22 protein-coding genes are annotated in these 23706 nt (G+C 69.3%); 5 read left to right on the forward strand and 17 right to left on the reverse strand.

The genetic code is table 11. From position 1 onward, the window contains the following. Positions 1-34: 34 nt before the first annotated feature. The 6 genes from CD928_RS12660 to argH all read right to left on the reverse strand — a co-directional run bounded on the left by CD928_RS12660 (position 35) and on the right by argH (position 5287). Positions 35-1042, reverse strand: coding sequence for a HEAT repeat domain-containing protein (locus CD928_RS12660; RefSeq protein WP_095387485.1), 1008 nt, complete (start codon positions 1040-1042; stop codon positions 35-37). 54 nt (positions 1043-1096) lie between these two features. After that, entirely contained in the window at positions 1097-1237 is a 141-nt protein-coding gene (locus tag CD928_RS23410; RefSeq protein WP_176473573.1) for a hypothetical protein, read from the reverse strand. Between the two features lie 79 nt (positions 1238-1316). After that, entirely contained in the window at positions 1317-2093 is a 777-nt protein-coding gene (locus tag CD928_RS12665; protein ID WP_095388035.1) for a bifunctional precorrin-2 dehydrogenase/sirohydrochlorin ferrochelatase, read from the reverse strand. A gap of 171 nt (positions 2094-2264) precedes the next feature. After that, positions 2265-3524: a diaminopimelate decarboxylase gene (gene lysA / locus CD928_RS12670; RefSeq protein WP_095387486.1), complete on the reverse strand. Its 1260-nt coding sequence runs from the start codon at positions 3522-3524 to the stop codon at positions 2265-2267. A 129-nt stretch (positions 3525-3653) separates the two neighbouring features. Continuing rightward, positions 3654-3914, reverse strand: coding sequence for a hypothetical protein (locus CD928_RS12675; protein WP_176473574.1), 261 nt, complete (start codon positions 3912-3914; stop codon positions 3654-3656). 2 nt (positions 3915-3916) lie between these two features. Beyond that, the gene (gene argH / locus CD928_RS12680) at positions 3917-5287 is read right to left on the reverse strand and encodes an argininosuccinate lyase (protein ID WP_095387487.1); all 1371 of its coding nucleotides are present in this window, start codon (positions 5285-5287) and stop codon (positions 3917-3919) included. On the opposite strand from argH, the gene CD928_RS12685 reads away from it, so the two are divergent. The 3 genes from CD928_RS12685 to CD928_RS12695 all read left to right on the forward strand — a co-directional run bounded on the left by CD928_RS12685 (position 5286) and on the right by CD928_RS12695 (position 8203). Continuing rightward, entirely contained in the window at positions 5286-5918 is a 633-nt protein-coding gene (locus CD928_RS12685) for a TlpA disulfide reductase family protein (RefSeq protein ID WP_095387488.1), read from the forward strand. The genes argH and CD928_RS12685 overlap by 2 nt on opposite strands. A gap of 201 nt (positions 5919-6119) precedes the next feature. Beyond that, on the forward strand, positions 6120-7037 hold the full coding sequence (locus tag CD928_RS12690; RefSeq protein WP_095387489.1) for an SDR family NAD(P)-dependent oxidoreductase: 918 nt from the start codon (positions 6120-6122) through the stop codon (positions 7035-7037). 14 nt (positions 7038-7051) lie between these two features. Then, a complete protein-coding gene (locus CD928_RS12695) occupies positions 7052-8203 on the forward strand; it encodes an acyl-CoA dehydrogenase family protein (protein WP_095387490.1) in 1152 nt (383 codons plus the stop codon). Positions 8204-8296: 93 nt separating this feature from the next. Here CD928_RS12695 and CD928_RS12700 read toward each other — a convergent pair whose 3' ends face one another. Beyond that, positions 8297-9142, reverse strand: coding sequence for a hypothetical protein (locus CD928_RS12700; protein ID WP_095387491.1), 846 nt, complete (start codon positions 9140-9142; stop codon positions 8297-8299). 81 nt (positions 9143-9223) lie between these two features. Next, the gene (locus CD928_RS12705; RefSeq protein ID WP_095387492.1) at positions 9224-10486 is read right to left on the reverse strand and encodes a S8 family serine peptidase; all 1263 of its coding nucleotides are present in this window, start codon (positions 10484-10486) and stop codon (positions 9224-9226) included. A 112-nt stretch (positions 10487-10598) separates the two neighbouring features. Between CD928_RS12705 and CD928_RS12710 the strand changes: the two genes are divergently transcribed. Next, positions 10599-11087, forward strand: coding sequence for an RNA polymerase sigma factor (locus CD928_RS12710; RefSeq protein WP_095387493.1), 489 nt, complete (start codon positions 10599-10601; stop codon positions 11085-11087). Continuing rightward, entirely contained in the window at positions 11084-11782 is a 699-nt protein-coding gene (locus tag CD928_RS12715) for an anti-sigma factor (protein ID WP_095387494.1), read from the forward strand. Before CD928_RS12710 ends, CD928_RS12715 begins: the two co-directional genes overlap by 4 nt. 169 nt (positions 11783-11951) lie before the next feature. On the opposite strand, the gene CD928_RS12720 is transcribed toward CD928_RS12715, so the two are convergent. The 9 genes from CD928_RS12720 to eda form a co-directional block, all read right to left on the reverse strand. After that, on the reverse strand, positions 11952-12284 hold the full coding sequence (locus CD928_RS12720) for a hypothetical protein (RefSeq protein ID WP_095387495.1): 333 nt from the start codon (positions 12282-12284) through the stop codon (positions 11952-11954). A gap of 103 nt (positions 12285-12387) precedes the next feature. Next, entirely contained in the window at positions 12388-13389 is a 1002-nt protein-coding gene (locus CD928_RS12725; protein ID WP_095387496.1) for an NAD(P)H-dependent glycerol-3-phosphate dehydrogenase, read from the reverse strand. 180 nt (positions 13390-13569) lie between these two features. Next, positions 13570-14505 carry an alpha/beta fold hydrolase gene (locus tag CD928_RS12730; protein ID WP_095387497.1) on the reverse strand — a complete coding sequence of 312 codons (936 nt, stop codon included), beginning with the start codon at positions 14503-14505 and terminating at the stop codon, positions 13570-13572. Between the two features lie 101 nt (positions 14506-14606). Further along, positions 14607-15503: an alpha/beta hydrolase gene (locus CD928_RS12735; RefSeq protein ID WP_095387498.1), complete on the reverse strand. Its 897-nt coding sequence runs from the start codon at positions 15501-15503 to the stop codon at positions 14607-14609. A 134-nt stretch (positions 15504-15637) separates the two neighbouring features. Then, positions 15638-17086, reverse strand: coding sequence for a DUF3336 domain-containing protein (locus CD928_RS12740; RefSeq protein WP_095387499.1), 1449 nt, complete (start codon positions 17084-17086; stop codon positions 15638-15640). Positions 17087-17233: 147 nt separating this feature from the next. Continuing rightward, positions 17234-18820 carry a wax ester/triacylglycerol synthase family O-acyltransferase gene (locus CD928_RS12745; protein WP_095387500.1) on the reverse strand — a complete coding sequence of 529 codons (1587 nt, stop codon included), beginning with the start codon at positions 18818-18820 and terminating at the stop codon, positions 17234-17236. Position 18821: 1 nt separating this feature from the next. Continuing rightward, entirely contained in the window at positions 18822-21167 is a 2346-nt protein-coding gene (locus tag CD928_RS12750) for a glycerol-3-phosphate 1-O-acyltransferase (protein WP_095387501.1), read from the reverse strand. A gap of 171 nt (positions 21168-21338) precedes the next feature. Beyond that, positions 21339-22898, reverse strand: a complete 1560-nt coding sequence (locus CD928_RS12755; protein ID WP_095387502.1) for an HAD-IB family hydrolase — start codon at positions 22896-22898, stop codon at positions 21339-21341. 166 nt (positions 22899-23064) lie between these two features. Then, on the reverse strand, positions 23065-23685 hold the full coding sequence (gene eda, locus CD928_RS12760) for a bifunctional 4-hydroxy-2-oxoglutarate aldolase/2-dehydro-3-deoxy-phosphogluconate aldolase (RefSeq protein WP_095387503.1): 621 nt from the start codon (positions 23683-23685) through the stop codon (positions 23065-23067). Positions 23686-23706: the final 21 nt, after the last annotated feature.

Below are 23706 nucleotides of genomic sequence, written 5' to 3' on the forward strand. Positions count from 1 at the left end.
CAACGGCAGTGCGGTCATGCCCACCCCGCTGCGGCTAGCGAACAAGTTCGCAAGCCTCGCTGCCCCTCCCGCTTGCGGGAGGGGATTGATAGAGCGCCAGCGTCGCCGTTGCTGCGTGGCGGACCTCCGGGTGCCGGTCTTCCTCCGCCATACGCGCCAGCGGCGCGCGGGCGGCGGCGGGGTCGAGCGCGACGAGTTCGCGCATCGCGTGCCAGCGCGCCGCGAAATCCTCGGTGCGCGTCTCGTCGGCGAACAGCGGCGCCGCGTCGGCGCGGCGCATCGTGCGCAGCAGGGTCAGCGCCATCGCGCGGAAGCTGCTGTCGCGGCGCGACACCGAGACGTGGACGAGCCGGCCGCTTTCGCTGTCGTAGGCGCGGATCGGGAGGCGCGACGGCGGCTGCGCCGCGAGTTCGAGCATCAGCACGTCGCCGCTGCCGCCGATCAGGCTGAAGGCGGTGCGCGCGGTGTCGAGCGCCAGCGTCTCGCCCCCGGCGAGCGGGCGCGGCGGGTCGCTGACGCACGGGCTCGCGGCGGCGGCGGTGAAAGCGCCGGCCTCCTCGGCGCGGCTCACTGGGGCATGGTGAAGGCGGATCGCGGCGTTGCCCGCGGCGAGAATGCGGATGCGCGCCCGGCCGGGGACGAAAAGCGCGGACGGCGCCGCGCCGCGCAATGCCGCCTCGACCGGGCGAACGAGCAGCGTCAGGCGGATCGCGCCCGCCTCCGCGAGCAGCAGCCCCCCGAGCGCACCGCCGCCGACGGGACGGAGTGGCGGGCGGGCGAAAGGGTCGGCAGCCAACAGGTCCAGCGCCTGCGCGAGCCGGGCGCGCAGCCAGCCGATATCGTCGAGCCAGGGCGCGAGGGCGGCGATCGCCTCGCCGGGCGGCGCGGTCGCCTGCGCGCGCATCACGGCGAGGAGGCCGGCGGGCGCGTCATCCTCCGTCGCCCAGCGATCGGCGAGTGCCGCGGCGGCGGCGCGCATCGCCTGCCGCCGGGGGCCATCGGCGCGCGGATAATGGTCGTGACGCGAAGCGGGCGCTGACATGCGGGCCTCCGGAGCGATGGCGCGGGCGGCGCGGGATGCCGCCCGCGCGCACGGTCAGTCGTAGATGACGAGCATCACGGTGACGGTCGCTTCGAAGACCGACGGCTTCGACGTCGCCATTTCGGCGGCGAAGGAGCCGAACAGGCCGACCGCGGTGTCGAGCAGCGGCAGCGCGGCGATGTCGATGGCTGGCATTGGCATAATCCCTCCTGTTTTCCGGCGTTTGATCCGCCGCGAACAGGATGGGAAGGGCGCGCGGGCGGCGCCAGTTAACTTAATTTAATGGCGCGAGCCACAGCGACAGGCCGGGCGGCGGCGCGGCGGGGGGGGCCTCGGCCTCGGTTCGTGCGGCGTCGGCGCGGGCACGGGCGAGGATCGCGGGCGGCACCGAAGGCGCGTGAAAGATGTGGTCGGCCTGCCCGAGCAGGCGCGCGGCGCGCAGCGTGAGCTCGTCGGGGTCGGCGCTGGCGAGCGCGATGGTTTCGAGGCGCGCGGGCGGCGCGGCGTCGGGGGCGGCGGCGAGCCAGGCCTCGAGGCGCTCCACCGCGCCGCCGTCGAGCGGGTCGAGCGCGCCGCCGGCATCGAGCGCGGCGTCGATCGCGCGGCGGCGGTCGGCGGCGGCGGGCCAGCGCGCGGTCATCGCGGCGCGCGCGGCGTGGAGCGCCGAGGCGAGCGCGCCAAGCCGCGCGGGGAGCAAGGCCTCGATACGCTGGCGGACGGCTTTGGCGAGCCCCGCCGACGCGCCGCCGGTGCCGATCGCGATGGTGACGGGCGCGCGGTCGACGATCGCGGGCGTGGTGAAATCGCAAAGATCGGGGCGGTCGACGACGTTGACGAGCAGCCCGCGCGCGCGCAGCGCCTCGGCCGCGGCGCGCGCGGCGTCGGCGTCGTCCAGCGCGACGAAGCCGAGGCTCGCGCCGGGCTCCCACGCCGACACGATCCGCCCGCCGGCGCGCGCGACGAGCCGCGCCTTGGCGTCGGCCGCCTCGCCGGTTCCGACGAGCACGACGGTGCGGCCGGTGAGGGTCAGGAAGATCGGGAGCTGGTGCATGGGCGGCATTCTAGCACGGACCGAAGCAAAATCCTCCCCGCTTGCGGGGAGGTGGCAGGCCGCAGGCCTGACGGAGGGGGCTCGCGTCCTCACGCAAGCATCGCTTCAGGACGCTAGCCCCCTCCACCGCCTGCGGCGGTCCCCCTCCCCGCGAGCGGGGAGGATTTGGATTTATTCGATCCAATCCGGAACTCGCTCCGCCGCCATGATGGTGCCCGCCGCGATGCGGTCGGCGACCACGGCGTAGCGGTCGCCGTCGACGAGCACTTCGGGGACGAGGCTGCGGCTGTTGTAGGTCGACGCCATCGTCGCGCCATAGGCGCCCGCGGTACGGAAGACCGCGAGATCGCCCGATTGCACGACGTCGATGTCGCGGTCGCGCGCGAAGGTGTCGCCGGTCTCGCACACCGGGCCGACGATCGAGGCGGTCATCCGTTCGCCGCCCGGTTCGACCGCGACGAAATCATGATACGCATCGTAGAGCGCCGGGCGCGCGAGGTCGTTCATCGCGGCGTCGACGATGACGAAGGGATGGGTCGCGCCGGGCTTGACCCACAGCACTTCGGTCAAGAGCACGCCGGTGTTGCCCGCGATGACGCGGCCGGGCTCGAACATCAGGGTGACGTCCCAATCCTTCGTCACGCGCGCGACCATCGCGCCATAGTCGGCGGGCGACGGCGGATCGTCGTCGGGGCGATAGGGCACGCCGAGCCCGCCGCCGAGGTCGACATGGGTGATGCTGTGCCCCGCGGCGCGCAGGTCGGCGACGAGGCGGCCGACGCGCTCGAACGCGGCCTCCAGCGGCGCGAGGCTGGTGAGCTGGCTGCCGATGTGGAGCGCAACCCCGCGCAGGTTGAGCCCGGGCAGCCCCGCGAGCCGCGCGAAGATTTCGGGCGCGGCGTCGATGCCGACCCCGAACTTGTTCTCGGCCTTGCCGGTCGAGATCTTGGCGTGGGTGCCCGCGTCGACGTCGGGATTGACGCGCAGCACCGCATTCGCGGTCGTCTCGCGCGCCAGCGCGATCTCGGCGAGCGCGACGCCCTCGGGCTCATGCTCGATGTTGAACTGGCCGATGCCGCGATCGAGGCCCTGCGCGAGCTCGGCGCGGGTCTTGCCGACGCCCGAGAAGACGATGTCCTCGGCCGCCATGCCCGAAGCGAGCGCGCGTTCGAGCTCGCCGCCCGAGACGACGTCGGCGCCATAGCCCTGACGCGCGAGCACGCGCAGCACGCCGAGGTTCGGGTTGCACTTGATCGCGAAGGCGATGTGCTTCTTCGGCACATCCTTCAGCGCGTCGCGGAACACCTGCGCATGGCGTTCGAGCGTCGCGCGCGAATAGACATAGACGGGGGTTCCCACTTCGGCGGCGATGCGCGGCAGGGGGATGTCTTCGGCGTGGAGCACGCCGTCACGAAGTTCAAAATGGTCCACAAACAGATCCTGATATTGAATCCGTTCGCCCTGAGCCTGTCGAAGGGCCGTTCTTTCTTTGCGAGCGCCGCAAGAAGGACGGTGCTTCGACAAGCTCAGCACGAGCGGAAATAGATAGGCTTCCGAAAATCAGCCTGGCGGGGGCAGGTCGAAATCGTCGGGCTCGCGTTGTTCCGAGCGTTTGAGAAGTTCGTCGCTGCGCGCGGGCTTGGCCTGCGCGTCAGGCGTCGTCAGCTCCTCGTTCGTCGGGGGGCGCGTCGCGCCGATCGGGATGACCGGCGGGGCCTGGCCCACGACCGGCTTCAGATCCTCGCGCTTGCCGCACGCGCCGAGCGTCGCCGCGAGGGCGGCGGCCGACAGGAGGACGGCGGTCAGCGGGCGGGTTCGCATCGTCAACTCTCCAGCGCGGCGCGGGCCGCGGCGATGGCGTCTCTTACCCGTTCGGGCGCGGTGCCGCCATAGCTGATGCGGCTGGCGACCGAAGCCTCGACGGTCAGCGCGGCGAGCGCCTGCGGCGTCACGGCGGCGTGGATCGCCGCGGCCTCGGCGATGGGCAGCGCCGACAGTTCAACGCCCAGCTCCTCGGATCGTTTCACGCACGCGCCGACGATATGGTGCGCCTCGCGGAACGGCACCCCCGCCTCGCGCACCAGCCAGTCGGCGAGATCGGTCGCGGTCGAGAAGCCCGAGGCGGCGAGCGCGCGCATCCGGTCGGTGCGAAAACTCAGCGTCTCGACCATGCCGGTCAGCGCGGCGAGCGACAGCGCGAGCGCGTCGAAGGCGCCGAACACCGTTTCCTTGTCGTCCTGCAAATCCTTCGAGTAAGTGAGCGGCAGCCCCTTCACGATGACGGCGAGCCGCTGGAAGGCGCCGAGCAGCATCCCCGCGCGCCCGCGCACCAGCTCGGCGGCGTCGGGGTTGCGCTTTTGCGGCATGATCGAGCTGCCCGTCGACCAGGCATCGGGCAAGGCCACGAAACCGAAGGGCTGGCTGGCCCAGATCACGATCTCCTCGGCGAGGCGCGACAGGTGGAGCGCGGCGATCGAGGCGGCGGCGCAGAATTCCAATGCGAAGTCGCGGTCGGACACGGCGTCGATGCTGTTCGCCATCGGGCGGTCGAAGCCGAGCGCCTTCGCGGTCGCGTTACGATCGACCGGAAAACCCGTGCCGGCGAGCGCCGCGGCGCCGAGCGGCGATTCGTTGAGCCGCGCGCGCGCATCGGCGAAGCGCCCGCGGTCGCGGCCCGCCATCTCGACATAGGCGAGGAGATGGTGACCGAGCGTCACCGGCTGCGCGACCTGGAGATGGGTGAAGCCGGGCATGATGCTGCCGGCATGCTCGTCGGCGCGCGCGAGCAGCGCGGCCTGCAGCGCCTTCAATCCCGCGTCGATGCGGTCGCAGGCGGTGCGCGTCCAGAGGCGGAAATCGGTCGCGACCTGGTCGTTGCGCGAGCGCGCGGTATGGAGACGCCCGGCGGGTTCGCCGACGATGTCCTTGAGCCGCGATTCCACCGTCATGTGGATATCCTCGAGCGCGAGGTCTACGGGCACGCCTTCGCGCGCGAACTCTTCGGCGATCCGCGCAAGGCCGGCATCGATCGCCGCGGCGTCATCGGCGGCGACGATGCCCTGCGCGCCGAGCATCGCGGCATGCGCGCGGCTCGCGGCGATATCCTCTTCCCACAGCCGCTTGTCGACGGGGATCGAGGCGTTTATTTCTTGCATGATCGCCGCGGGACCGCCACCGAAGCGGCCGCCCCACATGCTGCTCTTGTCCGGAGATTCCGCCATTCACCGCGTCCCAAACCCGAAAATTGCCCTCCTCGCCATCCTGCTGGCGGGGTCGATCGCCGGCTGCGATAGGGAAAAGCAGGACGGGGGGCAAGCGTGGGCGTCCCAAGCAAATATTGCGCCCGGCGAAGCGAAGGATGCGCGCGGGGTCGAGACCTTCCAGCATCAGCTCGACCGCAGCCACGCCGGCGAGGCGGCCCCCGCCGCGAGCTTCCGCGGCCCCGACGACGCGCCGGTGACGCTCGCGGCGTTCAAGGGCAAGCCGCTGCTCGTCAATCTGTGGGCGACCTGGTGCGCGCCGTGCGTCGCCGAGATGCCGACGCTCGACGCGCTCGCGGCGAAACAGGGCAAGGCGATGGCGGTGATCGCGGTCGCGCAGGATCTGCAGGGCGCCGCGGTCGTCGATCCCTGGTTCCAGAAGGCCGGGCTGAAAACGCTCCAGCCTTATATCGACCCCGAGAACGCCTTGCTCGACGCGGCGAGCAGCGCGTTGCCGACGAGCATCCTCTACGATGCCGAGGGCAAGGAGGTCTGGCGGGTGGTCGGCGCGATCGACTGGCAGGGCGCCGAAGCGAAGGCGTTGCTGGGCGAAGCGGGGGTTTAGAGGCCGAGCTCTATTGCTGCGTCATTGCGAGCGGAGCGAAGCAATCCAGCGCGGTTACCGCTACTCTGGATTGCCGCGCGGCTACGCCGCTCGCAATGACGGCCGTGTTTTGCTTTCATATATATGAAAATGACTTCGAGATATTGAAATATATCCCCCGCTCCCCTAGCCCCGGTTCGACGGAGATATGGGAGACTCGGCATGAGCGGGTTGTTGGCGGACAAGGTGGTGGCGGTGACCGGCGCGGGGCGCGGGGTCGGGCGCGAGATCGCGCTGCTCTGCGCACGCGAGGGCGCGGCGGTGGTGGTCAACGACCTCGGCACCTCGGGCGAAGGCGAAGGCGCCGACCTGTCGCCCGCCGAGGAGACGGTGAACGACATCAAGGCGGCGGGCGGCCGCGCCATCGTCAACGGCGCGAGCGTCGCCGACCCCAAGGGCGCGGCGAGCATCGTCGAGGATGCGGTGCAGCATTTCGGACGCATCGACGCGGTGGTGAACAATGCCGGCATCCTGCGCGACCGCATCTGGCACAGGCTGAGCCACGAGGACTGGAACGCGGTGATCGACGTCCATCTGAACGGCTGCTTCAACGTGTCGAAGGCCGCGACGCCCTATTTCCGCGAGCAGGGGTCGGGCAGCTTCATCCACTTCACCTCGACCAGCGGGCTGATCGGCAATTTCGGGCAGGCCAATTATTCGGCGGCGAAACTGGGCATCGTCGGCCTGTCGCAGTCGATCGCGCTCGACATGGCGCGCGCCGGAGTGCGGTCGAACTGCATCGCGCCCTTCGCATGGAGCCGGATGACCGCGTCGATCCCCGCCTCGACCCCCGAGGAACTCGAGCGGGTCGAGCGGATGAAGACGATGAGCGCCGACAAGATCGCGCCGCTCGTCGCCTTTCTCGCCAGCGACGCGGCGGAGGAGGTCACCAACCAGATCTTCGGCGTGCGCAAGAACGAGATCTTCCTCTTTTCGAAGCCGCGCCCGATCCGTTCGATGCAGAAAAGCGAGGGCTGGACCGCGCAGGCGATCGCCGACGAGATGCTGCCCGCGTTCCGCCCGAGCTTCGCCCGGCCCGACGAGCGGTCGGGCGACGTGTTCGGCTACGATCCGATCTGAGGAAAGCGAGACCCATGCACGATTACACCGCCATCCGCGAAGAGGTCGCCAAGCTGTGCGCCGCCTTTCCCGGCCCCTATTGGCAGGCGAAGGACCGCGCGCGCGAATATCCGTCGGAGTTCGTCGCGGCGCTGGGCGAAGCGGGCTATCTCGCCGCGCTGATCCCCGAGGACTATGGCGGCGCGGGACTGCCCTTGTCGGCCGCCGCGGCGATCCTCGAGGAGATCCAGCGCCAGGGGTGCAACGGCGGCGCGGTGCATGCGCAAATGTATGTGATGGGCACGGTGCTGCGTCACGGCTCGGAAGAGCAGAAGGCGCGCTATCTGCCGCGCGTCGCGACGGGCGAGCTGCGCCTGCAGGCGTTCGGGGTCACCGAACCGACGAGCGGCACCGATACGCTGAGCCTGAAGACCACGGCCAAGCGCGATGGCGATCATTACGTCGTCAACGGCCAGAAATTGTGGACGAGCCGCGCCGAGCATAGCGACCTGATGATCCTGCTCGCGCGCACCACGCCGCGCGAGGAAGCCGCGAGCCGCACCGACGGCCTGTCGGTCTTCCTGGTCGACATGAAGGAAGCGCTCGCCGCGGGGACGCTGTCGATCCGGCCGATCGACACGATGATGAACCATGCGACGACCGAGGTCTTCTTCGACAATATGCGCATCCCCGCCGCGAACCTGATCGGCGAGGAGGGCAAGGGCTTTCGCTACATCCTCTCGGGCATGAACGCCGAGCGGCTGCTGATCGCCGCCGAGTGCATCGGCGATGCGAAGTGGTTCATCGAGAAGGCGAGCTCATACGCCAAGGAGCGCGTGCTGTTCGGCCGCCCGATCGGCCAGAATCAGGGGGTGCAGTTTCCCATCGCGCGCGCCTATGCCCAGATGCGCGCCGCCGAACTGCTCGTCCACGACGGGATTGCCAGATATGAGGCGGGCGAGAATGCCGGGGCCGAAGCGAATATGGCGAAGATGCTCGCCGCCGAGGCGAGCTGGGCCGCGGGCGAGGCGTGCATCCAGACCCACGGCGGTTTCGGCTTCGCCGCCGAGTATGACATCGAACGCAAGTTCCGCGAGACGCGCCTCTATCAGGTCGCGCCGATCAGCACGAACATGATCCTCTCCTATGTCGCCGAGCATGTGCTGGGGATGCCGCGGAGTTATTGAGGGCCACGCAAAAAGAACGGGCCGCCCGGTCAGACGGCCCGTCCAGTCGATAGCCGGCGCGTCCAGGCGGATCCGCCGGCTACCCCTTGTTCGTCAGTTTGCGTCCGCTTCCTGCTGCTTGGCCTCGTCCTTGAGCTGCCCCTTGGTCATGCCCGTGACGAGCGCATTGCCCGAGCCCGAGAAGCTGGCCGCCGGAAGCGTCGCGACGCGGTCGCCGACCTCGACACTCACCGCCTGCACGACGCCGCGGCCGGTCTGGCGCACGTCATGGACGTAGCCGATCACCTTGCCGCGCGGGTCGGTGACGGGCATGCCCGGGGCGACCGCGAACATGCCGTCGCCCGAAGCAGCGCCGCTGCCCGCCGCGGCGAGCTGGCCGAGGCCGCCCTGGAAGCTGCCCGCGGCCGAACCGGCGCCGCTCGCGCTGCCCGAGACGTTCGACAGCGCGCCGCCGGCCCGGTCGCGGACAGTCCCGACCGCACCGCGCGCGGTGCCCGTTGCGGTCGAAGCCGCGCCCCGTGCCGTGCCGACCGCGCCGCGCGCGGTCTGACCGACGAAATCGGTGCCGACGGCCTGCGCGTCGACGCTGCCGCTGCCCGACGCGCTGCCCGAACCGCTCGCCTGGGTGCCGAGCGTGTCGCCGAGCAGCCCGGCGTCGGCCGATCCCTTGCCGCGCGCATCGGCGTCGCCATGCCCGCGGACGCGGCCCGAGCGGCGGTCGACGTCGACGTCGCCGCGCCCCGAACCGGTGAGGTCGCCCGTCGTGCCGATCGTGCTGCCGATCGGTCCGGTCGGATTGCCGAGCGTGCCGCCCAGCGTGCCGCCGAGGCTGCCACCAAGCCCGCCGCTGCCACCGAGCAGCTGCGCCGAAGCGGGGGTCGCGAAGACGAGCGCCGAGGCGATCAGCGCGGCGGCGGAAATATGGGTGCGATAAGCCATGATGCTTCTCCTGATGCTGTGGCCCGGAGGGGTGGGCCTGGAAGGAGAACGATGAGGCTGCGGATTTTCTTCCCGAAAAAATCAGCGGCCGCAATCGCCGCAGATGAGACCATAGCCGGTCTGCTTGTCACGGCCCTTCTTGCCGAGGTCGCGCGCCTCGGCGACCAGCGCGCGGATCGCGGGGTCGATGCGGCCGACGGCGGGCGCCGGATAGAGGCGCGCGAGGCGTCCGGCGACGAGCGGCGCGGCGAAGGAGGTGCCGCGCAGCCGATCGGTGCTCGCCGCCCCCGTCGCCGCGAGCACCGCATCGCCGGGCGCGGCGAAATCGACCTGCGCCGCGCGGCCGGCCTCGGGAAGCACATGGCCTTTGGCATCGACCCCCGTCACCCCGAGCACGCCCGCGTAGGCGGCGGGATAGGCGGCGGGCGCAGCGGGGCCGTCGTTGCCGACCGCCGCGACGATCAGCAACCCACGCCCCTGCGCGCGCCGGATCGCGAGCGCGAGCAGCTTGTTGTCGGGGCCGACGAGGCTGATCGTGACGACCGCCGCGCCGCGCTGCACGAACCAGCCGAGCGCGCGGGCGATCGCGCTCGCGTTGCCGCCCGCGGGATCGGCGCCATAGACATCGGCGGCGAGCAGCCGCGCGCCCGGCGCGGCGCCGCGCACCGTCCCCTCGCCGATCAGCAGCGAGGCGACGGCGGTGCCGTGGCGGCTGGGGCTGGGCGCTCCGCGCGCGAAGCCGCGCTGCTCGACGCGCCCCGCGACCGACGGATGCGCCGCGACGCCGCCGTCGATCAGCCCCAGCGACGCGCGACCGGGCGCTGCGGCGGCGAGTGCTGCCGTGGACAGAACAGCGCCGGCGGTCCCGCCGCTGCCGCTCGCGAAATAGAGATTGTCGGCGTCGACCTCGGCCTCGGGGAGCAGCTTCGCGAGCTGTTTCTGCGCGCGCGCCAGGCTGCGGCCGTCGGGCACGCGAAAGCGGGCGATGTCGAGATCGAGCCCCTCGATCCGCTCGCGGCTCTCCAGCGCGAAGCCTTCGCTGGCCGCGCGCGCGATCATCGCCGCGTCGACTCCGGCCGCGACGAGGATGCCGCGCACCGCGGGCTGGTCGTCGCGGTCGAGCTCGACCGCGTCGGGATGCTCGCGGAGCAGCGCGGTGACCCGGTCGAGCCGCAGCCGGCCCAGCGTGCGGTCGAGGTCAATCAGCGGTCGCTCGCCGATCCGCGGCAGCGGGGGAAGCTCCGGGAGCTGGACCGGCGGCAGCGCGATCTGCGCCGACGCGCGCGGCCCGGCGCCCGCGAGCAGCAGGCAGAGCGTCAGCATCAGGGCGGTCGGCAGTCGCATTCCATCTCCTCACGCATCGCGGGTGAAGGCGATCCACGAAAAATTTTAGCAGGATGCGGAAGAAACGATAGAAGGTCGTCGTTTCTTCCGCAGTCATGCGAAAAGGCAGGCGATGCGCTTTGAGGACGAACTGGTCGGGCTGTTGCCGCGCCTGCGCCGTTTTGCGCGCGGCTTGGCGCGCGATGCGAGCGATGCCGACGACCTGTGCCAGGCGGCCATCGAGCGCGCGCTGAAATCGCGCGACCAATGGAGCCACGGAACGAGACTGGACAGCTGGATGTACCGCATCACCCGCAACCTGTGGATCGACGAGCGCCGCGCCGCCGCGCGCCGCGGCGTCCAGAAGCCGATCGACGAGGCCGTGCTGCAGGTCGCCGGCGACGGCGCCGCGCATGTCGAGGCGGGCGCGCTGCGCGGCGACGTCGATGGCGCGATGGCGCACCTGCCCGACGAACAGCGCGAGGTGGTGATGCTCGTCCTTGTCGAAGGCTATGCCTATCGCGAAGCGGCGGAGATATTGGAAGTGCCGATCGGCACCGTCACCTCGCGCCTCGCGCGCGGGCGCGAGACGCTGATGCACCTGTTGGGAGAAGCGGCATGACGATCGACCGTGCCACCATCGCCGCCTATGTCGACGGCGAACTCGACGACATCGCCGCGCGCCGCATCGAGCGCGCCGCCGAGGCCGACCCCGAAATCGCCGACGCCATCGCCCGCCACCGCGCGCTGACCGCGACGCTGGCGGCGCATTACGGCCCCGTCGCCGAAGAGGCGGTGCCGAACCGGCTGCTCGACCTGGTCGCGGGCGCAGACCGCGTCGACACCAGCCTCGCCGCGCGGCGCGAGGCGAAGCGGGCGCGGTTCGGCGCGATGCAATGGGGCGCGATCGCGGCGTCGCTGGCGCTCGGGCTGACGATCGGGCTGCGGCCGTGGCTACCCACCGAGCCGGTCGCGGTCCAGGGCGGCGCGCTGGTCGCCGCGGGACCGCTGTCCGAAGCGCTCGATACCCAGCTCGCGTCGAACCAGCCGGCGGATGCGCCGGTGCGGATCGGCCTCAGCTTCCGCGACCGCACGGGCCGCTATTGCCGGAGCTTCGAAAGCGCCGCGGTCGACGGCATCGGGTGCCGCGCCGACGGGCGCTGGCGGCTCGAGCGGACGACGCCCGGCGCGGCGGCGACCGACTATCGGCAGGCCGCGTCGGGAAGCCTCGCGGCCGCGGCGGCGGACATGATGGCGGGCGACGCGCTGGATGCGGGCGCCGAGCGTGCGGCAAGGGACGGCGGTTGGCGGCGCTGACCCTTTCGCCCTCACGGGAGGCAGCATAATCGTCATTGCGAGCGAAGCGAAGCAATCCAGAGCGGTATGCGCCTGCTCGGGATTGCTTCGCTTCGTTCGCAATGACGGGGCATGGAAAGGGCGGGCGCCGCGCGGCGCCCACCCTTCCCTTCACAACCCGCCAGCGGGATCAGCCGAGGATCACGCGCGCGGCGCGATAGCCCTTCTTGCGCATTTCCTTCACATAATCCTTGTCGGCGTCGATGACCTCGGTCTGCCACTCGTCCCAGGCATCCCAGCGGTCCTCGCGGTCGGTCGCGTGGCGAAGGTCGCTGCCGAGTTCCTTTTCGGCCTCGGCGATGTCGGCGCGATAATTATACCAATATTGGTTGTAGACCCCGGCGATCGGCGTGTCCCGGATTTCGGGCGTCTGGAAGCCCGGAGGCGCTTCGTAGCGCGGGCCGCCCGCGGCAACCGACGCCGGAAGAGCGAGCAACAGTGCGAGCGTGGTCCATGTCTTCATCGTTCGTCTCCTTCATGACCTGTCGTCAGAAGGAGGAACGAAGGAGAGCGCCCGATTATTCCCGCTTCATCGGCGAAAAACACCGGGCGGCGGAGAATCGACCCTATCCGGGATGCGCCTCGTCACCGACGGCCGAGCGCAGCAGGCCGCGGAACACCTCTTGCGCGCTGCGCCGACCCTGCGTGACGTCGAACACATCGCGCGCGATCGGCATGTCGAGGCCATGTTGTTCGGCGAGCGCGATCACGGTGGGGGCGCTCTTCACGCCTTCGGCGACCATGTTCATTCCGGCGATGATGTCGTCGATGCGGCGCCCCTTGCCGAGCTCGACCCCGACGTGGCGGTTGCGCGACAGCGGGCTGGTGCAGGTCGCGATCAGGTCGCCCATGCCGGTGAGCCCCGCGAAGGTCTCGGCGCGCCCGCCCATCGCGACGCCGAGCCGCGTGATCTCCGCGAGCCCGCGCGTCATCAGCGCCGAGCGCGTATTGTCGCCCGCGCCCAGCCCGTCGCCCATGCCGACCGCGATCGCGATGATGTTCTTGAGCACCCCGCCGAGCTCGCAGCCGAGCAGGTCGGTGTTGGTATAGACGCGGAACAGGCCCGAGTGGAACACCGGCTGGAGCGCGCGCACGACGATCTCGTCCTCCATCGACAAGACGCTCGCCGCCGCCTGCCCGCTCATGATCTCGCGCGCGAGGTTGGGGCCGGTGAGGACGCCGACGGGATGGCCCGGAAGTATCTCCTCGATCAGCTCGGTCATCCGCTTGCCCGAGGAAAGTTCGAGACCCTTGGTCAGGCTGATCACGGGCACCCACGGGCGCAAATGCCGCTTCGCCTCTTCGAGCACCCCGCGAAAGCTGTGCGAGGGCACCCCCATGACGAGGACGTCGGCCCCGGCGACGACCGCGCCCATGTCGGCGGTCGCGCGTAGCGCCGGCGGCAGCGCGATGCCGGGCAGATATTTGCGGTTCTCGTGGAGACTGTTGATGCTCTCGACCGTTTCGGCGTCGCGCGCCCAGAGCGTGATCGGCGCGTTGCGCGACACGACCGCCGCGACCGTCGTTCCCCAGCTGCCGCCCCCGAGCAGGCCGATCTTCAGCCGCATCACCCTCTCCCCGCTGTTTCGGCGAGAGTGGCGAGGTTGCGGGAGGTTGGCAAGGCCGCTCCCATCCCGTCGCCCCCGCGCAGGCGGGGGCCGCTGGCGGCCTCGCCCTTCATCGCCGCGCAAACCGCTGGCGGCCCCCGCCTGCGCGGGGGCGACGACTGCTGTTCGAGTGACGGGGGGTTATGGAAGCTTGGCAAGAAAGCCCTTGAGGATCGCGGCGGTGCCTTTCGGGTCCTCGACCATCGGGACGTGGCCGACATGCTCCATGATGTGCGCGGTGCTGCCCGCGATGCCCGCTTCGAGCACGGGGACGCAGCTCACGTCGATCAGCCGGTCGTGGCGGCCCCACAGGATCAGCGTCGGCACCCGGACCTCGCCGAGCCGGTCGTTGAGCGGATGGTCGCGCATTTCGGTGGCGATCACCCAGAAGATGCCGTCGAGCTGGTCGCGATATTTGAGCGCGTCGCCATAGAGCGCGGGCTTCAGCCGCGAAGGAATGAAGGGCGGCTTGTGGACGACCATCGCCACCAGCCGGTCGGCATCCTCCAGATTGGCGATGACGAGCGGGTTGTAATCCTCGTTCGCCGCCTGTTTTTCGAGGTCGCTGTCGTTCGCGCCCTTCACTCCCGCATTGTCGAGCAGGATCAGGCTGGCGAGCGCGTCCGGATAGTCGAGCGCGTAGCGCAGCGCGATCCAGCCGCCCATGCTGTTGCCGGCGACGTGCGGCCGATCGAGCCCCAGCGCGTCGGCGAAGCCCTTGAGCCGCGCGGTCTGCGCCGCGACGTCATAAGCGAGCGCGGGGTTGCGCTCATTCTCCCCGAACCCCGGCAGGTCGGGCGCGACGACATGATAATCGCGCGTGAGGTAAGGCGCGATCATCGACCAATTATCCTTGTCGCCCGCGAAGCCATGGACGAGCAGCAGCAACGGCTTCGCCGGGTCGCCGCCCTCGAGATAGGGCCAGGTGCGGCCGTCGACCGTCACGCTCTTTTGCACCATCCCGCCGCGCTTGCGGAGCAGCCAGCGCCCGAAGGCGACGAGACGGCCGGGGAAGATGAAATAGAGGAGCGCCAGCGCGATCAGCGGAGCGAAGAGGAGGACGAGCAGGATTTTCATGGCGTCTCCTTAGCCCCTCCCCTTCGCAGGGAGGGGTTGGGGTGGGGTCTGTCGGCGGTGCGCAAGGCCGATAGACCCCACCCCGCTCGACTAAGGCCCGGCTAACGCCGGACCAAGTCTCTCTGCCCCTCCCCTGAAGGGGAGGGGTTCTGAGTGGGGACATGCGCATCGAACCAGCCCACCAGGTCGTCGAGCACCGCATCGCGTTCGGGCTCGTTATAAATTTCGTGAAACAGGCCGGGATAAACGATCAGCCGCTTGTCGGCCGAGGAGACATGCTCGAACAGATAGCGCGAGCCCTCGGGGGCGGTCAGCTTGTCGGCCTCGCCGTGCTGGAGCAGGATCGGAAGGGTGATCGTCGCCGCGCCCGCCTGCGCCGCGGCCATCGCCTCCATGAACTCCTTGCCGAGCCGCGCGCCGATCTTGCCGGTGTAGACGAGCGGGTCGGCGCGATAGGCGGCGACCACCGCGGGGTCGCGGCTGACGCCTTCCGCATCGAGCGCCAGAACGCCCAGCCGCGGGAAGAAGCGCGAGAGAAAGCGGCTGATCCAGACGGTGAAGCGCGAGGGCGGCGCGCCGGGGACGATCGCGGGGCCCGAGAGCGCGGCGGCAACGAACGCGTCCTGCCGCTCGATCAGGAACAAGGTCGCGATCAGCCCGCCCATGCTGTGGCCGAGCAGCACGCGCGGCACGCCCGCGTGATGGACCTCGACCAGCGTCAGCAGCTCGGCCATGCCGCCCGTAAAGGCCGAAAAACGCGGCACGAAGCCCGGCGTGCCGTCGGAGCGGCCATGGCCCCAATGGTCGATCGCATAGACCGCGTAGCCCGCATCGGTCAGCCGCTGCGCGACATGCTCGTACCGTCCCGCATGTTCGGCATAGCCGTGCGCGAGGAGTACGATCGCTTTCGGTGAGCCTTCGGGGAGCCAGCGGGTAACGTGCAGCTTTGCCCCCGCACCCGCCGAGCCCGCGGGCAGGACGATAGCGCTGCCGACCATATTAAATTTCCGCCGTTCGCCCTGAGCTTGTCGAAGGGCCGTACTTTCGTCTGGCGGTGCCAAAATAAGGACGGTGCTTCGACAAGCTCAGCACGAACGGAGAAAAGGGCGATTCAGGTTCATAACCCATCGTTTTAACCCCCCGCCTTCTTCGGCGCCGGGCCGCGATGGCCCGGGCCATCATCGCCCGCTTTGTCGATCTTCGCGAGAATCGCGTCGAGCGCGCGGCTGATCGCGGTCTGGGTGCGCACCATCTCGACCTTGGGCCAGGCGGTGCGCATCCCCGTGTCGATCAGCTCGTCGATATCGTCCTGCGACAGGTCGGAGAGGATCTTGGTCGGCGACCAGAATTTGGGCGGCCGGATGATGTTGATGTCGCCGGTATATTCCTGGTTGATCACCGAACGCGCGAGATTGGCGAGGCTGTTCAGGGGCGGTACGAGCTCGAGCGGTTTCTGGAAGATCACCATATTGGCGTTGAGCCACGCCTTGAAGGTCGCCATCGACGCATGCTGGATCGCCTCGATCGGCGCCATCTGCTTGCGCGTGTCGGTCGCGAAGGGCAGCGCCAGCGGATTGGCCTGGCTGACGATATGATGATTGACGCCATAGAGGCGTTCGAGGCGCTTGGTCGGAATGTCGTGCGTCACCGAGCCGTCGACCCAGCGCCGGTCGGGCTGATAGGGCACGCGCCCGCCATCCTCGTCCCGCGCCATCAGCATGACGGGCGGAAAGACGCCGGGCACCGCGCACGAGGCGAGCACCGCCTCGCGGATCAGCACGTTGGGCGCGGTGATCGCGTTGAGGAGGCGGCCGTTCTGGTGCTTTTCGGCGGGCGCGACCGAGACGTTGAGGTGGCGGCCGCTGAGTTCCCAGGCCTCGCGGAAGGTCAGGTCGGGGATCAGCTCGGCGAGCCGGGCGCGGACCTCGTCGGGGGCGAGGCGGCGGAGTTCGGGATCGCGCGCGGGATTGGCGAGCCGGTCGCTGCCGAGGAAGGTGCCGACCTCGCCGTCCTTGCGGGTGCAGACGATCGCCGCGACGATCGACCCGCCGCTCGACCCCGCGAGAATATTGGGCAGCACGCCTTCGTCCCACAGCGCCTTCACCACGCCGACGTGGAAGAAGAGGAAGCTGCCCGAGCCTGAGAGGAGCAGCGCCGAGCGGCCGTAGCAATGCTGGGCGCGGCGGAAGAAGTCGCGCTTTTCCTCGCGCGGGATCGACCGCGACGCGGCGATCTTTTCCAGCGCGGCGACGACCTCGGCGACATAGGCCTCGATCAGTATTTTCGTGCCGAAACGCGCCTTTTGATAGAGGCGTTCGTGCCCCATGCCGTCGATATTGCCGTGGATGCCCTCGTTGAGCACGAAGAGCAGCCCCTTGACGTCCCCCGCCGCAAACAGGCCGCGCAGCTTTTCGAGCCGGGCGCGGATCGCCTTATAATCGAAATGCTCGCTGGCGTCGGCCTCGCGCCACGCCTGCATTCCCGATTTCGCGTCATGCGTCCGCGCAGCCTTCGACCAGGCGGCATAGTCGGGGGCGTTGGCCAGCTCGGCGTCGGCGCTGAGCGTCGGGGCGAAGATCATTCGGTCGTCCTGCAATATGGTTTATTTTTTGCGAGTCTTGCCGGTTGCGTTGCCTTTGGCAACTATTTTGACACCCTCATTCCACCCACGTCACCCCGGACTTGATCCGGGGTCCCGCTCAGCAACGGTGGAAAGCGGGACCCCGGATCAAGTCCGGGGTGACGAAGTGGAGGACTTCTTCTTTCCCGCTGCCTTTGCCTTCGGCTTGGGCTTTGTGGCCGCTTTCGATGCCGCCTTGGCCGCACTTTTCGCTGCGGGCGCCGGTTTCGCCTTTGCCTTGGGCTTTGCGGGCACCTTCTCCGCCTTGGGCGCCGCCGCCATCAGGTCCGCGAAGCTTTCGTCGATGCACGCGCGGAAAAAGGCGATGTCGGGCATCACCGCGCGTTCGGAGATGATCGAAAAGGCGATGCGGCCGTTGTAGCTCGGGGTCGCGACGAACAGCCCCATATTATTGGCGAGCGGCGCCATGCCATATTGCTGCACGAGCTGCGCGCCAGCGAGATAGAGCGGCACCTGCGCGCCCGGCACGTTCGAGATGAAGAGGTTGGTGCCGCGCACCGCGAAGCGCTCGCTGGTCAGGATGCGCGCGACCGCGGCCATCGTCGCGCCGGGGATATGCTGCGACAGGTCGGTCATCAGCCGCGCGCTGACGCCGGCCTTGGCTTCCTTCGCCTCGACCGTATAGTCGCGGATCGCCGCGAGCCGTTCGAGCGGATCGGCGATGTCGGTGCGCACCGGCACGCTCATCGCCGAGACCTGATTGCCGGGGGTCGAGGCCCCCTTGCCTCCCGGGCCCGCCCCCTTTTCCTTGCCGCGCAGGTTGATCGGCGCGACCGCGACGAGGCTTTCGCCCGGCAATTCCTTGTGTTTCTCCAGATATTTGCGCAGCGCGCCACCGACGGTGGTGAGGACGACGTCGTTGACCGTCGCGCCGGGCACCTTCTTGCGGACTTCGGCGACGTCGGCGAGCGCGATGGTGGTGCCGTCGAACATCTTGTGCGGGCCGACGGGGACGTTGAAGCGCGTTTCGGGCACGCCCGCGGCCATCCCGCCCTCCGCGATCGATTTGCGCGCCGAGGCGACGATCGCGGGCGACACCTTCATCAGCGCGTTCATGAACTTGACCGGCGACTGCATCGACGCCGACCAGGCGCGCGTCACCGTCTCGGCGCTCGACGGCGCGCGGCCCAGCGCCTCCAGCGGCGGGGGTTCGGCGATCGCGGGCGTGCCCTGCGCGTCGATATCGCTCATCGCGATGAAGGCGTGCGCGCCCGAGGCGCCGTCGACCGCGGCGTGATGGACGCGGTGGAGCATCGCGAAGCTGCCCCTGGGGATGCCCTCGATCCGGTCGAGCCCCTCGATGACATATATGTCCCAGAGCGGCCGGTTCATGTCCATCGGCTTCGAGAACCAGCGCGCGACCGCGATGCAGAACTGGCGCCAGTCGCCGGGCTCGGGCAGGCGCGCGTGGCTCATATGCGCCTCGATATCGAAATGCTCGTCCTCGACCCAATAGGGATGGTCGAGGTCGAAGGGCAGCCGGTGGAGGCGGCGCCTGAACAGCGGCGAGGTGTCGACGCGAGCCTCGACGTGGCGGATGATGTCCTTGAAGCGCACGAAGCCGCCCGGCGCGGTCGAGGGATCGTAGATATAGACCCCCATGATGTGCGTCAGATTGTTCGCGGTCTGCGTGTAGAGGAACTGGGCGTCCTGCGCGCTGAGCTGTTTGAGCATCCTATCCTCCATGGGGTGGCAAACGATCCGCGAGCGCCAGCGTCGCGAGGCGCATCGATTCCATGACGTTGGCGAGCCCGCGGAGCTCGACGAGCAGCGCGCGGCGCGCCCTCAGCCCGTCGGGGGTCGCCGTCTCGGCCAGCCCCCTGTGCCGCATCAGCGACAAGCCGTTGGCGAAGAGCAATTTCCCGATCGCCGCCTCGCTGCTGATCCGGCGGAGCAGCCACGCCTGGCGCCCCTCGACCAGAGCGGCGTCGAGCAACATCTTTTCGTCGACCGCATCGCCCGGCGCCGCGCGCGCCAATATGTCGGCGACGACCGAATAGGCTTCCGCGAAGGGCAGCAGGATCGCGTGGCCGACGAGCGGCTGGCAGCGGCGGATGAGCTGCGCCACACCGCGGTCGCCGCTCGCCAGGCGCTTTTCCCAGGCGGGGTCGATGCGCCCCAGCTCGGCTTCGAGCGCGGTGCGATGCACGTCGCGCGGGGGATAGAAGAATTCGAATTTGAACAGGTCGCGCAGCCGGTCGACCTTCGCCCAGAAGGCGTCGGTCGCATCGCGGCTGTCGGCGTCGCGCAATTCGAACAGCGCGAGCTCGATCATCGCGCGGTCGAGGAAATGATGCGCGATGATGTTGCGGTAATAGCTCGCCATCGGATGATGCGCGGGATCGATCGAATAGACCGTCTCGCTCCCCGCCGTGAAGCGGGTCAGGAGGCCGCTCGCGACGAGCGTGTCGAGCGTCGCCGCGAGCGCGGCGTCGTCGCCGCTTTCGAGTTCGCGGCTGAGGCGGATATCGCGCTCGCGCGCCCAGGCGGCGACCCGCGCGATCGTCACGCGCATCTCGCCCTCGGTCACCCCGCGCGGCGCGGTGCCGAGCAGGATCAGGCAGAGGACCGAAGTGACGGTGAGCGGGGTCACGCGGTTGGCCTCGACCGCGACCGAGAAGGCGATCCGTTCGAGCGCGCGCCGGTCGTCGGGGCCGGGCGCGCGCTCGATCACCACGGGCTCGCCGATATCGATGCGGATGCGGCCCGACGGCGCGCGGAGGCTCTTCATATAGCCGAGGAACCAGGACAGCGATTCGGGCTTCTTGCTCCGCCCGGTCTGCTCGGCGGCATATTCCTCGACGTCGCGGATCAGGTCGAAGCTGGTGACGAAGGGGACGAAATGGACGTCCCCGGTCCCCGTCGCGTGGGCGGCGTCGAGGACATATTTCATCAGACCATATTTGGGCGGCATCAGCTTGCCGAGCCGCGAGCGCGTGCCCTCGAACGCCCAGCTCAAGGGGAAGCGCTTGGCGAGCAGCCAGGCGATATAATGGCGCAGCACCAGCTTGTAGACCGGCTGGTCCTGAAAGCTCCGCCGGATGAAGATCATCCCCGAGCGGCGGAAGAACTGCCCCATCACCGCGAAGTCGAGATTGGCGCCGCCGAAGCTGTGGAGCATCGGCAGGTCGTTCTCATAGGCGAGGCGACTGGGCGTCGCGCCGTCGATATAGGTCTTGTGGGTGAAGAGGATGCAGGTCGGATGCTCGCGCAGCACCGACCGCAGCTTCGCGAGCTCGGCGGCGTCGACCTCCATATCGGGCGCGTAGCCGCCGAACATCATGCGGTCGAGCCGCGCGCGCAGGTCGAGGAACAGCGCGCCGGGGGTCGCGATGACCTCCTTCATCAGCGGCCGCGCCTCGCGGTAGAGGTCGGCGACCGGGCGGCCGAGCTGCTGCGCCAGGCCGGCGAGCGCGGCGCGGAACTTGGGACTGGTGCGCAGGCTGTCGGCGACGAAGCGCGGCACCTTGTAGCGGGTACCACGAATGCCGCGCTCGGCGACATCGAGCGCGAGCCCCGCCTGCCGCGCGACGAAGGCGGCGAATTCGCTCCCGCCCTCCGCGCCGTCGCCGCCGCCGGTCCGGGCGAGAAAGCGCGCCCGGAGCGCGTCCTCGGTCGCGGCCTCCCCGACGAGGATCTGCGCGCGCCGCCGGTCGCGCCACAGGATGAGCCGCGCGCGGATCGGCCCCGGCTGGCGCGGATCGCCGAAGATCAGATGGCGGAACTTGAGCGCGCGTTCGCGCTCGAAATGCGGGATGCGCCACGCGACGCGCAGCGGCACGACCTGTCGGCACGACGCATCGGCGAGGCGCGCCTCGAGCGCGTCGAGATCGAGCGCATGGTCGCCGTCCGCGATCGACAGGCTCGCCCATTGCGGCGCCTGATCACCGCCCAGATCCCCCGCCGTCGCATGGACCCAGTCGAGCAGCACCCGCCGCTCGACCCGGTTGCGCGCGTCGATGATGTAGAGGCGGTCGGCCGCAGCGGAGGCGACGGGCGCGCGGGGCGTTCCGTCGGCCACGGCTCAGCCCGTCCTCCGGCACGGGCGACAACCGGATATCGGTGCGCTTGCCGCCGCCCCTAACACCGCTCGCCCTGAGCTTGTCGAAGGGCTGTTCTTTTCCTTTCCCACGGTTGAGAGGAAGAACGGCCCTTCGACAAGCTCAGGGCAAGCGGAGAAAGGGATCATCGCCTAGCTTGCCTTTCCCTTGCGGGGAGAGGGCTTCTTCGTTGCCGGCTTCTTCGTTGCCGGCTTCTTCGGCTTGACCGCAGCCTTGACGGGCGATGGCTTCTTCGCGGGTTCCGCCTCGCCTTCTTCCTCGCTCTGCCCCAGCGTGCGCAGGAACATGCCCCGCACCTCGCGGACATGTGCATTCAGATTTCGCACGCTCCAGCCCGACGTATCGACGGGCGGCAGCACGGTGACACGCACCGTCGCGGGGCGCATCACGAACTCGTTCTTGGGCGCGACGTCGGTGGCGTTGTGGATCACGATCGGGACGATCGGCACCCCCGCCTGCATCGCGAGGTGGAAGGCGCCCTTCTTGAACGGCGCGAGCCTTGGCGTCAGCGTGCGCGTACCCTCGGGCGCGATGCAGATCGACTTGCCTTCGTGGCGGATCGCGTCGACCAGCGGCTCCATCGCCCGAATCGCGCTCTTGCCGTCGGCGCGGTCGACGAAGACGGTGCCGCCCCATTCCATCAGCTTGCCGAGGATGGGAATGTCGCGGATTTCCTTCTTCCCCACCGCCCCCATGTCGCGGCGGATGAGCTTGGCGAGGATCATCACGTCCGCCTTGCTCTGATGGTTGAAGATGAAGACGCAGGGGCGCGACGACCAGAGATGGCGTTCGTTCTCGACCTCCAGCTCGACCCCGGTGATCGCGGTCGCGAAATCGCCGAACAGCCCCATCGAGAAATTGACCGCCTCGCGCTGCGAGCGGGTCAGCGCCCAGATCGGCAGCCCCGCGGCGAACGCCCCCACGAGCGAGCCGGTCGCGTAGATGGTGCGCGTATAGTCGATCCACGACGGCGTGCCGCGGCTCGCGAAGCGCTGCACCGGCCAGCCGCGTTCGTCGGCGATGCCCTTCAATTTCATGTTCGGATTGAGCGGGCGCGGCTTGCCGACGCGTTCGAGCAGTTCGATGTCGTCGTCGCTGTCCGAGTAGAAAAAGCTCTGATCCAGATCGAGGCCATATTCGGCGGCCAGTTCCTCGGCCGCGAGCACCTTGCCCTCGCCGAAGCACAGGGGGCGGACGATCTCGCCGGTGAAGACGCCATCCTCTATTTCATAGGCCGAGCATTTGATGTCGGTGATGCCGAGGTCGCGCGCGGTCGGCTCGATCTGGTAGATCGTCGCCGACGAGATGATCGCGACGCGGTGCCCCTTCGCCTGATGCGCCTCGATGATCGCGCGGGTTTCGGGATAGATTTTGCGCGCGATATGCTTCTTGTAGAGCTCCTCGCCGAAGGTGACGAAGCTTTCCTCGTCGACACCCTTCATGAATTTGGCCGCCGCCGACATCAGCCCCGAGAAGCCGAGCTGCCCCATGCTGTGCTGCGCGATCACATTGCCCGTCTCGACGATCTCCTCGACCGACATTTCGCGGCGCTGGAATTTCTCGCGCAGCATCGCCGTCGCCGAATAGCCCGAGATGATCGTTCCGTCGAAGTCGAAGAGCGCGGCGATATGCGGTCCGGGTTCGGAGCCAAGAACCTCTTCCAAATGCGGCTGCGGCCTCGGCACGCGCATCTCCCCACCAGCGGCTATATTGCCGCCTGTGCCTGCACGATGGCAGGGAAAACGGGGTTAGGCAATGCGTCCCATTCGTCGGCGGCGACTCCGTTTGAAAGCAGGAGCGTGATTTTGCTTTCTGCGTCACCCCGCCTACGGCCCCCGCCTGCGCGGGGGGCGACGGTCAGGGTTTGAGCGCCGCCGCCTCGCGCGCCAGCGCCTCGATCTTCGCGGGGTCGAGCGGGCCCGGCGGAACGACCCAGCTCCCGCCGACGCAGCGCACCGCGTCGAGCGCGAGCCATTCGGGCGCGGTCGCGGCGGTGATGCCGCCGGTGGGGCAGAAATTGAGGCCGCGGAACGGCCCCGACAGAGCCTTCAGCGCCGCGACGCCGCCGCTGGTCGAGGCGGGGAAGAATTTGAAGCTGTCGAGCCCGATGTCGAGACCCGTCATGATGTTCGACGCGTTGGCGATGCCCGGCAGGAAGGGGATGCCCGCCGCCACCGCCGCTTCGCCGAGGCTGTCGGTGAGGCCGGGCGAGACGATGAACTCGGCGCCGGCATCCAGCGCATCGCTGAGCATTCGCGCGTTCAGCACCGTGCCCGCGCCGACCACCGCGCCGGCGACCTGCTTCATCGCCTTCATCGCGTCGAGCGCGGCGGGGGTGCGCAGCGTCACCTCGAGCACCGGCAGCCCGCCCGCGACGAGCGCCTCGGCCATCGGCACCGCATCCTCGACCCGGTCGATGACGATCACCGGAATGACCGGCGCCAGCGCCATGATCTGTTCGATGCCTGATTCTGCCATTTTCAAACTCTTCTTTCATCG

This window comes from Sphingopyxis sp. GW247-27LB (assembly GCF_002277025.1).
In the GTDB taxonomy this organism is placed as follows: Bacteria; Pseudomonadota; Alphaproteobacteria; order Sphingomonadales; family Sphingomonadaceae; genus Sphingopyxis.

What these genes read in the sequence shown, in the direction of transcription:
- CD928_RS12660 (WP_095387485.1), bottom strand. Translation starts at nt 1,042, where the DNA reads ATGTCAGCGCCCGCTTCGCGTCACGACCATTATCCGCGCGCCGATGGC.
- CD928_RS12730 (WP_095387497.1), bottom strand. Translation starts at nt 14,505, where the DNA reads ATGAAAATCCTGCTCGTCCTCCTCTTCGCTCCGCTGATCGCGCTGGCG.
- argH (WP_095387487.1), bottom strand. Translation starts at nt 5,287, where the DNA reads ATGTGGGGCGGCCGCTTCGGTGGCGGTCCCGCGGCGATCATGCAAGAA.
- CD928_RS12705 (WP_095387492.1), bottom strand. Translation starts at nt 10,486, where the DNA reads ATGCGACTGCCGACCGCCCTGATGCTGACGCTCTGCCTGCTGCTCGCG.
- CD928_RS12710 (WP_095387493.1), top strand. Translation starts at nt 10,599, where the DNA reads ATGCGCTTTGAGGACGAACTGGTCGGGCTGTTGCCGCGCCTGCGCCGT.
- CD928_RS12665 (WP_095388035.1), bottom strand. Translation starts at nt 2,093, where the DNA reads ATGCACCAGCTCCCGATCTTCCTGACCCTCACCGGCCGCACCGTCGTG.
- CD928_RS12685 (WP_095387488.1), top strand. Translation starts at nt 5,286, where the DNA reads ATGCTGCTCTTGTCCGGAGATTCCGCCATTCACCGCGTCCCAAACCCG.
- eda (WP_095387503.1), bottom strand. Translation starts at nt 23,685, where the DNA reads ATGGCAGAATCAGGCATCGAACAGATCATGGCGCTGGCGCCGGTCATT.
- CD928_RS12695 (WP_095387490.1), top strand. Translation starts at nt 7,052, where the DNA reads ATGCACGATTACACCGCCATCCGCGAAGAGGTCGCCAAGCTGTGCGCC.
- CD928_RS23410 (WP_176473573.1), bottom strand. Translation starts at nt 1,237, where the DNA reads ATGCCAGCCATCGACATCGCCGCGCTGCCGCTGCTCGACACCGCGGTC.
- CD928_RS12725 (WP_095387496.1), bottom strand. Translation starts at nt 13,389, where the DNA reads ATGCGGCTGAAGATCGGCCTGCTCGGGGGCGGCAGCTGGGGAACGACG.
- CD928_RS12745 (WP_095387500.1), bottom strand. Translation starts at nt 18,820, where the DNA reads ATGCTCAAACAGCTCAGCGCGCAGGACGCCCAGTTCCTCTACACGCAG.
- CD928_RS12715 (WP_095387494.1), top strand. Translation starts at nt 11,084, where the DNA reads ATGACGATCGACCGTGCCACCATCGCCGCCTATGTCGACGGCGAACTC.
- CD928_RS12720 (WP_095387495.1), bottom strand. Translation starts at nt 12,284, where the DNA reads ATGAAGACATGGACCACGCTCGCACTGTTGCTCGCTCTTCCGGCGTCG.
- CD928_RS12700 (WP_095387491.1), bottom strand. Translation starts at nt 9,142, where the DNA reads ATGGCTTATCGCACCCATATTTCCGCCGCCGCGCTGATCGCCTCGGCG.
- CD928_RS12735 (WP_095387498.1), bottom strand. Translation starts at nt 15,503, where the DNA reads ATGGTCGGCAGCGCTATCGTCCTGCCCGCGGGCTCGGCGGGTGCGGGG.
- CD928_RS12755 (WP_095387502.1), bottom strand. Translation starts at nt 22,898, where the DNA reads ATGCGCGTGCCGAGGCCGCAGCCGCATTTGGAAGAGGTTCTTGGCTCC.
- CD928_RS12740 (WP_095387499.1), bottom strand. Translation starts at nt 17,086, where the DNA reads ATGATCTTCGCCCCGACGCTCAGCGCCGACGCCGAGCTGGCCAACGCC.
- CD928_RS12690 (WP_095387489.1), top strand. Translation starts at nt 6,120, where the DNA reads ATGAGCGGGTTGTTGGCGGACAAGGTGGTGGCGGTGACCGGCGCGGGG.
- CD928_RS12675 (WP_176473574.1), bottom strand. Translation starts at nt 3,914, where the DNA reads ATGCGAACCCGCCCGCTGACCGCCGTCCTCCTGTCGGCCGCCGCCCTC.